Here is an 11885-nt window from a genome sequence, read left to right as displayed (position 1 = left end):
TAACCCGGCCACACGCCGTGGGTTGAGCCGGGTCAGGACAAAATCCAATTCATGGTTTCGACAAGTCGCGTCGAGTGGGGGGACGCTTGTCCAAGGAACCTCCAATGATCATCGCCTCGTTCAAGCGGTCGCATACCAGACTGATCTGGAACCGACCGTTTCTGATATCGTGGGTGCGGATATCGACTGCGTAAGGCTGGTCCGTGAAGGTAAAACGAGTGGCCAGCGGAGGATCGAACAGCACCCCTAGCTTTTGAGTGGAATAGTCGCAACTCCAGCCCAGTGCACCTTGACTTCCCTCCAACGAGGCGGCCAAGCCGGGGGTGATTTCCAAGCGGTAATGGCCATTTCTGAGCAGCGAGAATTCACCAGTGCCCGGGACAATCGTTTCACTGGATTCATGAGCCGTGCCTGGGTCGGAGATCAATTGGACGTTCCATTCAAAGGCTGGGGTGACTGTCAGGTCGAACGCTTGCTCTGTACTGGAATGTCCCAATTGGGCAATGACCTTGAAGTTGCCTGCTGTCGAAGGATTGAACGGGTACACCGAACGGCCGTATGCATCAGTTGCAATGGAGATCGTCTCGACAGGAACTGTATTAAGCGTCCAGGAAACTGGGTAGTTGGCTATCGGCCTGGCATCAGTCGCGTCCGACTCCATCACATCGATCCACTGCAGCGTTGGCCTTGCACCGACCATCGAGAAACGCACGGGCTCCGAGTATTTCGTGATCACCGCAGTACTCACGACCCACAGCGTTACCTCCGTAACGGGATCGCCGCCAAGCTGTGCGAAAACCGTCAGATTGCCCGCCTCGACAGGGGTGATATTTACCTGGGAGAAGCCTTCTTCATCGCTCGATTGCGGTGTTTTGACAGGGTCGGCACTGGTCCACCAAGTCACAACCTTGCCGGCAACTGCCGCGCCATCCAGCCCGACGACCTGGCAACGCATCGTCACAGGCCGATTGATCATCACCACGCCGGTGGCATGCGGTACATCGACGATACGTGGCTTGTCGCAAAACTGGATGGTGCCGTTGAACGTTGCACTCGCATGGCTCTCCATATCACTGATCATCACTTCAGCATTGCCGACTGACAGACTGGAGTACCACGCCCGTGCGATCCCGTCCTTGTCAGTAAAGGTTTCGCTCGGGCGGATTTCACCGCATGTGGTAGACCAGATAACCTGACGTTGCACGCCCTTGTTCCCGTATCTGTCGAGCAGCACGGCCGACACTTCCTGCTCCCATAGACGCCCGGCCAGAACTGGCGATTCAGGCAACGGCGACATAAGTTCTGATGGGAAGAACAGCGTCGCTTCATCACATCCGATCACAACCGATGGCGCATAAATCGGCTCGTGCAACGGCAAATTGAAGACGACATGAGCAGTGCCGATCCTCGCCCCCGCCTGCAGACTGGCCTTGGCACGCCCACGTTCATCGGTGAGTGTTTCGGGCGTCAACAAAGCCCCCAGGTCGGTGCTCCAGTACACAGGGACGCCCTTGAGCGGCTCCCCGTAAAAATCTAGAAGTGTGCATTCGAACTCCGCCACTTCCCGCCCCACGTTGGCAATCAGTCGAGGATTGTCGACCACGCAGCGCGTGGTGATGCTTTGCCCGACTTCCGCCGAGTCCTGCGAAGTGGAAAGATTTTTGAACCGGGCAAGGCTTTCCAGTGCATTCTGAGCGGCGTTCGCATAAATCGGCTGCAGATCCAGCGGGTTCAGTGCGCCCAGAGTTAACGCCGAAGTGGCATCCATTCCTTTCCTGGCAAACTCCAGTGTGCGGGACAGCAGATCAAGGTGCGCCAGACTCGACAAAATCGGCCGTTGAGTATCGCCGGTGCCGGAGCCGATATGCTGGGCGCACTGCAGCACATGTCGGATCCCGCAGCCAAAAAAAGTGGCAAGCTTGTCGGTGGCGGCATCGCGAATCAGACTTAAAGCGTCCGGCGCCAACTCTTCGGGCAATTCGTTGACCTGCCGCAGATAGGCAAGCATTTTTTCCTCGGGCTGCCTGGCGAGTTTGATCATGCGTTGGTAGAACGCCAGGTAATACATCGTCTGGATCGAGATCTCGTGGGCGCTTTCGAGACTGAACCATTGATATTGCTCACCCGTCACCAAGGTGCTGAGCATTTGCGCACTCAGCTCCAGCTTCTTCACAATCCGGCCGCGACGTTCAAGTTCCACCAACATTTTCAAGAACGGATCAGGATCACCCGATTTATGCTGAGCGAGAGCAAGCGAGCCAGGTTGCTGCGACATGGCTTTGCTCAAAAAATCATAAGGATGACCTTGGGACCAGACCAGCACCTGCGCCGCCAACGAAGAGTCCAGTTCAAGATAGACTGCGCAGCTCTCCTGCACGGCCACCCGTTGTTCGTCCCGACGACGCAGCAGAACAGCACGGACAAGCGAGTGCACGCGCTCCCGCTCTTCGTCGGTAGATTCGTCGAGAACCTCCACCACTACCTTCCCGATAGCTGTATCGACCTCCTTCAGATAATCCGCCTCGGTTTGATCGTGACGTCCGATCACCAACCCCTCTGCATCCACCAGCTTGCTCAGCTTCGCCAACCAGTCGACGATCGCTTCGTTGTCGCCACGCAGCGGAGCGCCGGCTTCCACCAGTGCCGCCGCCGTCAGCAACATCGGTTGGACCTGGCTGCGCAGTTGGCGCAGATACTGTTCCTGGAGTTCGGACCAAACGGTCGGCACCAAAACCGGGGCGGTGTGTTGCACCAGCCACAGGACAGGCAAATCATTAGCCCGGCACCACTCGACACAGGTTGTCAGCGCTCGTATCGCGCTCAGGGCATCAGCGCCATCACCTGCACCGCGACCCGAAACTGCAGGCTCCGCGGCCAACTGCGCAACCAGGCCATCACCATTGCTCAGCGTCTGCAGGAGCGCCGTGGATTCGATAGGTGTCAACTCGACCAACCGGGCCACCTTCACAAGGCGCCAGAAGCTGGAAAGGACTTTCAGACTGCGGCTCAAGTGAGTGTTCAAACCGCACGCTTTGGCGATCACCGTGGCCAGGTAACGGTAGGTTTCGAAGTTGATTTTCAATGCGCTGCAAATCTGGTGAACCGTCTGCTGGTCGGCCGCTGTGCTCGGCATGATCGCGAACTCGCCGTCATCAATGCGCAAGGGTTCGTCATACATCGCCTGGCGGTTATAGACGCGATCGAAATGCGAAAGTTGGCCATCCTGACCGTACACCGACAGCACATCGATGAGCGCAGCGAACTCTTCCATCTCACACTCATAAGCGCTGCTTAACTCCTGGAACAACCCCAGGCAGCGCAGAGTATTAACGGTGATCCAGATATCAGTTTTCCCGGTCCCGCGGCTCTCGGCATGCATAGCCGCCATCAATAACTGATCAACCTGGTGACTTGGTTTGCCCAAAAGGCGATCCAGGCGACACTTGCGGTTGATGCGGTCCATGCGACTGGCAAACTGCGTGAATCCCGCCTCCCCCACATGATGTAATTCAAAGGCATTCAGATCGGCATTTCTTTTCACTTCGATCGCGGGTTGTTCACCGGCATGGATGTAGGTTGCGCCTGCCGTCACGCCAGTCAGCAGGTCTTCCGGATCACCTATGGCCGGCGCATTGGCAGACAACTTGGGGGTAAAGGCGCCACGCCCCAGCAATGCGTCGACGCTACGCTGGTCAAGACGCGTGGCTTCCGTGAAGTTCCCAAGCTTGCGCAGGTCATCAAGGTTCGCGGCATGCTGCCCAAAATTGTCTTTATAAAAGCTTTCAGCGGACGCCTGCGGCGTCGGATCGACCAGCCGAGTTCGTGGATCAACCCGCCGCAATGGCACATTTTCCGGGCTTTCAATTGAGCTGAAGTAGGGGGCTTCCAGCAACAGCGACAATTTCAACGGGCCGATCCCGCTACTCAACTGCAATGCGGCATCGGCGCGTCTTCCCCGCCCACCCCGATTCTTGAAATGCGGGTAGTCTGAGTCGACTCCGCGAAGGACATCACCCAAACTTCCTTCTTTCAGCACGGTGGCGACAACATAGGCGATGCTTTCCCAGTCATGATCGTAGGGCAGACCGTGGTGAAATCGACAGGTACGCAGGTAGGTTTTGACGTCGTGAATACCTTCGGGGAGTTTGCTGTTGATCTGCGCTTCGAGCACTGCGTTGGCAATTTCCAGGCGCGACTGCTGGCGATTGACAGCCATCTCGTCAATCCACAGATTATCCACGTCCGGACGGCGCACTTGCAGAGACACCGAACGCTTCAGATCGGCCTGCGGCACAATGCGGTCTCGTACCCACTCGCGCAAGGTCACCAGATATGCAGTAGTTGATGCGCTGTTTTCGATACTGCCCGCAGGAGCACTGCCTTCAGTGTTAGGGTTGATCAGATCCATATACGTTGGCAACGGCACCGACGCCCGAGCGTTGTGTCGCGTCGGCATACCATGCAGATTCCGTTCGCGAAAGACCCTGGCCATATACGACGCCAGCGCATTGCCTCGGCCCATCATGGCCTTGGCTTCTACCCGGCTCAGGCCAAGTTTTTGCAACCCGCCGGTTCCCAGTTTTACCAACTCGAACACGCTGGGGTTTTGCTCCAGGTATTCAGTGAAAGATCCGACTTGCGTGACGCGTTGTTCCCCCAGCACAGCCTTGGCCAATTGATTAACCGGGCGTTCGTCAGAAGTATTCATTGCGGTTTCCCCTCATAAGCCAGGCCGCCCCTAATAGGGGTAGCAACGCTATCGCTCAGTCGATTTGACGCTGACTCAGGGCGGAGAACAACTGTCAGATCTGACAGTAAATGCAACCACTGGTCGGATTGAGAATGCACAATTTCACGGTAACAAAAAAAATGACCCTCTAGAGAGGGCCATTGGGTCACACATCGGGTGTCACCCGGCGTCTATCACTTTAAGATTCACCGGAGTCGACATCTCGGAGATTATTACTCCATTGCGAGCCTGTCCGGTCACTGCAAAATCCCCCAGCGGCAATACCTTCGTTATCATCAACCAATTCCCTGATTCATCGGCGATACCCTCGGCCCATGCGACCGTGCTGATGCCCGATTGATAAACAATCACGTGCGCTCCCGGCACAGCGGTGCCGCTGATCACTGCACGTGGCGCGACGTACCCGCCATCAGCCGGGTTCAGAATGACCGGTGCTTCGACTTTTTCCTCGACCTTGAAGCCGACATTTTCCGACTTGAGAGAGCGTTGACCGTCGATGGTTTGCACGGCCCCGATTCGGTGTGGGTCGTCCGTCACGGTAAGTTCGATGGAAAGGCGCACCGACCACCGGCCCTGTGCGTCAACCTGCGTACTGGCGATAACGCCGCCGGTAAAGTTCAGGTAGAGAACTATCTCGGCCCCTGGCCAGCCTCTGCCGGCAAAAATCGGCCGCCGCTCAAGTTTTTGCTCTGGGTCATTAATTGGCGTATCGATGAGTGGTGCCTCGAATCCGGCAGAGACCTGAACCACATCGAAGGACGGATGGGGTGACAAGTACTGCGACTGGACACCATCGCGGGCCTGACTCACCGAATACCGGTACTCGTTACCGAAAGGCAACTCGATCGCCGAACGCGCGCTCCAGAGGCCATCACGATCGACCCAGGGTTTGGCCAGCACAACGTTAACGTCGTTGGCTTTGGTGATGGTGATTTGCGCCGCTGGCATACCGCGGCCCTTGAACATTGGGTGCCTTCCGACTTTTTGTCCTTCAACAGGATAGTCAACCTGCGGCGCTTCAAATCCGGCAGCGACTTTTTCCACCATGAAGCGCCCACTTTCAACCCACTCGGAAGCGCCACCCTCCACCGTCTGGCGCACCATTACCCAAGCCGCCCCTTCCGGCAGATTCTTGTCGCCCATCACCTCCCAGCGCCCGTATGCATCCGCGACCGCGGATGGCGCCAGCCGCTCGTCAACGTTGAACCCTGACGCGACGCTGACAGTGGCTCCAGATGTTGCCAACCCACTGTATCGCGGCCTGAGCCCTACGCGATCGCCGGCCATGGGTTCGATTATTTGCGGAGCAGGCCCAAGTAAAGTGACCCCCATCACGGGGGTCAGCGTAGACTCCAGACCGCCCCCCGCAAATGCCGAGGCGCTCAACCCGTCTTGCGCAACCATGTTATGTTTGATCAGGTATGACCAGGTGCCTTGAGCTGAAACTGTCGCAGAGCCTAAATTGGAATAATTGTGGCGGCGCTGAATTTTGATAGTGTCCAGTGGGTAACCGAATCCGGAAATTCTCAACATTGCGCCCAGCGCCTCATTGGGCAACGGCGTATCGATGACAGGCACGGACGGCACCACGGTGACGACACGCTCTCGTCTTGCACTGTTGAAGTTCTTGTAGAAGAGCGCAACTTCAAGCACGACTGGACCGCCCACGTCCAGACTGACAGTTGCTTCCCAGCGGCCCTCCGGCGTCACCGGAATATCTTTGACCCGGGGCTGGTTTTCCCCTTTGATCCACAACTGGACCTTACCGCGCGGCATGGCGGTGCCCGAAAACTGCGACGTACGCCCCGGGCGTCCATTCTCTGCGGGCAGTGAAAACACCGGGATGGGCACCCGAACCGTAAATTTTTTCGAGGTGGAGTGTGCCGACACGTTGTCGCTGTCTGGCGCTTCTTTCTGAACAGCGTAAAGATCAAGCTCCTTCGGCACTTGCTCCAGCAACGTGACCGACCACTTACCGTCTTGCCGAACCTGTGCGCGTCCAAGTTCTTGATTGCCGTCCACGGAAAAAACAAACACCCAGCACCCTTTGTAACCAGTGCCTTCCAGTACCGGCACCGGATCGACTTCGGCGCCGGCGGGTGTGCTGATAACCGGTAATGGGGTCCCGACTGTAAACGTGCGGGTGGCGATGGCAGAATCTTGCCCACCAAATTCTGCCGTAGCGGTCAGGGTATAAGTGGCCGGGGCCCAATCTTCGGTGGCGTTCAGCACAAACGTGCCCAAGGTTGCGCTCAGTTCCTGTGGCTGTTTTCCCGAGATGCACAATTCTATCTTCGAGCCAGGCCATGCCGAGCCGGAAATTTGCGGACGCTGGCCGGTGGGGGATTCGATGGGTGGATTCGTGAATTGCGGGACGGGTGACTCGATGACCATCGAAAAAATACTGCTGTCGGCAGACCACTGATTATTAACCCATTGACGGGCCGTCAGAGAGGGATAGGTGCCGGGCGGCAAATCGGCCCCTGGCGGAGTCTGCCAACTATTGTTCTGCTGCACGATGGCCTGCGGCACCCCGGCCAGAGCCACACCGTTGTGGTAAATGCCAATTTTCACCTCGGTTGCGTCCCATTGGCGACCTGTGCCCTCGAACGTCACCTTTTGCCCGGCAGCCGTGGCACTTACGCCTGTCGGTTTAGGCGTGGGTACATTGACCCTGATCTCAGTAGCCCAGCCCGAGTTGAAAATTCGGCCGGTGCCACCGTCAGGAACGCTTTGGCGACCGCCGAACACGTAATTGCCTGGCAATAAGTCAGCCGGAATATTTTTGCTCCACTTGCCCGCATTGACTGGTATCTCAAGATAAGCATCATCTTTGATGCCAGAAAAATGAACATCCATTCGAACGTTCAAGCCGTTATGACCCGTGCCGTGTAACTCAACGGCTTCTCCATTGAGCTTTGCCGCAAGCGTGGGTTTCGGGGGCCGGATATGGAATGAACGAACTGCACCACGGTTTGACTTCACGCCGGATAGAACTTGCTCTACAGCAAGATTTACAGCCCCTGGATTACAGTTAACCGGTACGCTCCAGTTGCCGGTTGCTTGCAGGGTGGTTTCTCCAACTTTGGTAGCCGTCGGATCAATATAGACGGCGAGTGTGGCAGCGGAAAAACCATTGCTACCGGTCACGTTGAAAATCATTTCCTGAAGAGTCGCCATATTGCTGATGGCCGGTTTTCCCAGAATCTGGAAAGTGACTGGTTTTGTGTAACCGAGCTGGGTCCCTGCGAGTGTATATTGCGCCTGTACTGTAATGACTCGACTGGACAGCACTGCGTTGGCAGCTGCCGTCCAAATACCGGACGAATTCGCGGTTGCCGGACCGGCGAAAGCGGTCCAATGGCTGTCAGCCTGTACCACTGCAATTTTGCTTCCGGGGGCAGCTGTGCCTTTGAAGATAAAATCCTCCGCTCGCACTACGGTGTCCGGATTAGTAATTTTCGCGAGGTACGCGGAAGCGTTAGCGGTCTTATGGTGGAACGTACTGGAAAAAGCCTGCAGACCAAAATAAGTCATCGACGACTGACCAGTGGGTATGGAAACAGTAGCGTTCCAGTCACCAGTAGCACTATTTATGGAAGCATTTTTCAACTTGCCAGATGGGGTATGAATTTCCATTGCAGGAGCAGCCACAGGAAAGAAAGCGCCTTTGCCAAGAATCTGGAATGTTGGCTCAGCGACATTCCTGACAGGCGAAATTATTGTAGGAGGCGGAGCTGGGACTGGATATCTAGGCATCGAGAAATGTGGATCATTTCCCGACGTATCGTAGGTCCATACGCAGTAGATATTTCCCTTGCCGGTATTGCGATTACCTGTTGCAACGAATTTAGCGCTGATACCGTGCCAGTTTCCATCCTGCCTAGCATCATCTCTGGTAATCTCCGGCAGGCCCGTCGAGTCATGCGAATCAATACCCAAATAAATATTACCGGACCCACGACCATTGTTAGCTAATCTGTAGCCATGAGCCCTGCAATGAAAAGTGAAATTCACTTCCCACCAAAACTCCAAGTCAAGATCTAGTCTCCTAGCATCTCCACCTCCGGTGAGCGTCAATCGCGTTCTTCCTAAAGAAGTTGCACTCAGTTGAGCCTCCGAAATTGAACCTTCAATCTTCGGTATTTCATCAGCTTCTTGCTGCACGGCAATGCCGCTGCTATCAGACTCCGCCGTCGGCTCGCGGAATTCATCTTTGTCTACACCGTCGTCGGTATCCATGGTCATTTCCTATGGTTTTGCAATCAAGGCAGACATCCAGGTGTCGGCATTGCCGCGGGGGATAATTAAAGTAATTGAATCCCCATTTCCATTGCCAACCACCTGTTAAATTTGACAGTTCAGACGAACGGTTTAGCCCTCGCATTGATGTTGATAAGCTCCTATGATTGCTGATGTTCTATCGGTCAAATCGGGCGGGAAGGAGCAGCGCCATCGCGAAGGAAAGGCGCAGGTCGCCCGAGGCAATGAAGCGCTCGCAACTCTGTGTTACGGCTTTTTTCAGGCAGAAGCCGGCAACTGCCTGAAACTGAAATACCCCCGCAACGCCCCCACCAATTCCCCATACTCCACCGGTGCCCATTGCAGGCTGAAACCGGCGTCGTAATGATGAGGCGTAGCGTCTTCATGGCACCACAGGCAGCAAGCCTTCAGGTCGATAAACCGAGGGCAATCGTCAGCCGCAGGAATTTTCAGGCGCAGTTCGAATGAGGCGCCAATCATCAGTGGCAAGTGGCTGATCAGCATCAGCCCTTCTTCGGACACGTTACCGAGAAAGCCAATCGGTTTGTCGGTAACGCCGTTGAACACTCTGAGAAAATACGGCAATTGATGCCGCTCGATCCGGCGGTCGATAAACATGCGCAATTCGCCATGCAAGGCTCTCGAGCAGAGCCGCACTAATGCTTCGGAACGGGCTCTCCATTCAGAGACGCGCGCTCTCCCCGATCCCGGTGCGACAGTCCATCCAACCGCTGTCGCTTACGCCTGCCGATCACAGGTGTTACGTCGGTAGAAGCAATGCTCTGACCGACTGCAAGAACTATAGCTCACTGGCCCGGGAAGCCAGGTCCCGAGATGACCAGCGCAATCAAAAGCGCGTTGGACGGACCACCGCCGTGGTACTGCGCAACGGGTAATGACCCAACGATTGCAAGGTTTCCAGGCGGGCGCGAGCGCGGAAGGCGTATTCGCTTTGCGGGTAGGAAGCGATGATGAACTGATAAGTCTGCGCCGCATCGACGAACAGTTTCTGCCGTTCGAGGCACAAACCGCGCAACATCGATACTTCCGGCCACACGTAAGGCCGCGCGCGGCTGGCGCGTTCGACCTTGGACAATTCGAGCGTGACCTGCTCGCAATTGCCCCGTTCGTAGGCGCTGTAGGCATTGTTCAGATGATGGTTCATCGACCAACGGGTGCAACCCACGACACTAAGGGCAAGCACGGCTAAAAGCAAAAATCGCATGAGGGTTCTCCTGTCTTGAGTTCTGTATCGACCCGCCGGCTAAAATCTTCAGCACTGTTCATTTCCATAAACATGTGATTAACAAAGTTCTTCAAGAAAAGTAGTGCACATGAACAATGACTACACCCCCAGAGCATAGTAGCCTCACTCAGCGCTTGAACTCAGGAGTCTTTGCATGTCCGTCCGTCGTACCAAAATCGTCGCTACCCTTGGCCCGGCCAGTAACTCGCCGGAAGTTCTCGAACAGCTGATTCTGGCTGGCCTGGACGTCGCCCGCCTGAACTTTTCCCACGGCACCCCCGACGAGCACAAGGCTCGCGCGAAGCTGGTGCGGGACCTCGCCGCCAAGCACGGTCGTTTCGTCGCCCTGCTGGGTGACCTGCAAGGCCCGAAAATCCGTATCGCCAAATTCACCGACAAGAAGATCGAGCTGAAGATCGGTGATCTCTTCACTTTCTCCACCAGCCATCCTCTGACCGAAGGCAACCAGCAAGTGGTCGGTATCGACTACCCGGATCTGGTCAAGGACTGCGGCGTCGGCGACGAGCTGCTGCTCGACGACGGTCGCGTGGTCATGCGCGTCGATTCCGCCACCGCTACCGAACTGCACTGCACCGTGACCATCGGCGGTCCGCTGTCGGATCACAAAGGCATCAACCGTCGCGGCGGTGGCCTTACGGCTCCTGCCCTGACCGAGAAAGACAAGGCCGACATCAAGCTCGCTGCCGAGATGGAAGTCGACTACCTCGCCGTGTCCTTCCCGCGCGACGCCGCCGACATGGAATACGCGCGCCAGCTGCGTGACGAAGCCGGCGGTACTGCCTGGCTGGTAGCGAAAATCGAACGCGCCGAAGCCGTGGCCGACGACGAAACCCTCGACGGTCTGATCAAGGCTTCCGACGCGGTGATGGTTGCCCGTGGTGACCTCGGTGTGGAAATCGGCGACGCCGAGCTGGTGGGCATTCAGAAAAAAATCATTCTGCACGCACGCCGCCACAACAAGGCGGTGATCGTCGCGACCCAGATGATGGAGTCGATGATCCAGAACCCGATGCCGACCCGCGCCGAAGTCTCCGACGTGGCCAACGCCGTGCTCGACTACACCGACGCCGTGATGCTGTCGGCCGAGAGCGCCGCCGGTCTGTATCCGCTGGAAGCGGTGCAAGCCATGGCGCGTATTTGCGTCGGCGCAGAAAAGCACCCGACAGGAAAGACCTCCAGCCACCGCATCGGCAAGGAATTCACCCGCTGCGACGAAAGCATCGCGCTGGCGACCATGTACACCGCCAACCACTTCCCGGGCGTGAAGGCGATTATCGCGTTGACCGAAAGTGGCTACACCCCGCTGATCATGTCGCGCATCCGTTCCTCGGTGCCGATCTACGCCTTCTCGCCGCACCGTGAGACTCAGGCGCGCGCGGCGATGTTCCGTGGCGTCTACACCGTACCGTTCGACCCCGCGTCGCTGGCACCGCACGAAGTCAGCCAGAAGGCGATCGACGAGCTGGTCAAGCTCGGCGTCGTAGAAAAAGGTGACTGGGTCATCCTGACCAAGGGCGACAGCTATCACACCACCGGCGGCACCAACGGGATGAAGATCCTGCACGTGGGTGACCCGCAGGTCTGAGTGCCTGGTTGCTGAAAAAC

5 protein-coding genes are annotated in these 11885 nt (G+C 56.7%); 1 reads left to right on the top strand and 4 read right to left on the bottom strand.

Annotated features, from left to right (window positions below):
* Nucleotides 1-49: 49 nt before the first annotated feature.
* The 4 genes from ACYZTS_RS13335 to ACYZTS_RS13320 all read right to left on the bottom strand — a co-directional run bounded on the left by ACYZTS_RS13335 (nucleotide 50) and on the right by ACYZTS_RS13320 (nucleotide 10238).
* Nucleotides 50-4708 (bottom strand): Tc toxin subunit A, encoded by a 4659-nt coding sequence (locus ACYZTS_RS13335; protein WP_461989756.1) that lies wholly within the window; start codon nucleotides 4706-4708, stop codon nucleotides 50-52.
* A 201-nt stretch (nucleotides 4709-4909) separates the two neighbouring features.
* A complete protein-coding gene (locus ACYZTS_RS13330; protein WP_461989754.1) occupies nucleotides 4910-8992 on the bottom strand; it encodes a hypothetical protein in 4083 nt (1360 codons plus the stop codon).
* Between the two features lie 279 nt (nucleotides 8993-9271).
* The gene (locus ACYZTS_RS13325; RefSeq protein WP_461989752.1) at nucleotides 9272-9631 is read right to left on the bottom strand and encodes a PilZ domain-containing protein; all 360 of its coding nucleotides are present in this window, start codon (nucleotides 9629-9631) and stop codon (nucleotides 9272-9274) included.
* 229 nt (nucleotides 9632-9860) lie between these two features.
* Complete coding sequence (locus tag ACYZTS_RS13320; RefSeq protein WP_461989750.1) at nucleotides 9861-10238, bottom strand: tetratricopeptide repeat protein; 378 nt, start codon at nucleotides 10236-10238, stop codon at nucleotides 9861-9863.
* Nucleotides 10239-10413: 175 nt separating this feature from the next.
* Between ACYZTS_RS13320 and pyk the strand changes: the two genes are divergently transcribed.
* Nucleotides 10414-11865 (top strand): pyruvate kinase, encoded by a 1452-nt coding sequence (gene pyk / locus ACYZTS_RS13315; RefSeq protein ID WP_461989748.1) that lies wholly within the window; start codon nucleotides 10414-10416, stop codon nucleotides 11863-11865.
* The last annotated feature ends 20 nt before the right edge of the window (nucleotides 11866-11885 follow it).

The organism is Pseudomonas sp. TMB3-21, assembly GCF_054898145.1.
Note: the sequence above shows the minus strand (reverse complement) of the source record. Positions and strands in the feature narration are given on the sequence as shown.

What these genes read in the sequence shown, in the direction of transcription:
- ACYZTS_RS13335 (WP_461989756.1), bottom strand. Translation starts at nt 4,708, where the DNA reads ATGAATACTTCTGACGAACGCCCGGTTAATCAATTGGCCAAGGCTGTG.
- ACYZTS_RS13330 (WP_461989754.1), bottom strand. Translation starts at nt 8,992, where the DNA reads ATGGATACCGACGACGGTGTAGACAAAGATGAATTCCGCGAGCCGACG.
- ACYZTS_RS13325 (WP_461989752.1), bottom strand. Translation starts at nt 9,631, where the DNA reads ATGTTTATCGACCGCCGGATCGAGCGGCATCAATTGCCGTATTTTCTC.
- ACYZTS_RS13320 (WP_461989750.1), bottom strand. Translation starts at nt 10,238, where the DNA reads ATGCGATTTTTGCTTTTAGCCGTGCTTGCCCTTAGTGTCGTGGGTTGC.
- pyk (WP_461989748.1), top strand. Translation starts at nt 10,414, where the DNA reads ATGTCCGTCCGTCGTACCAAAATCGTCGCTACCCTTGGCCCGGCCAGT.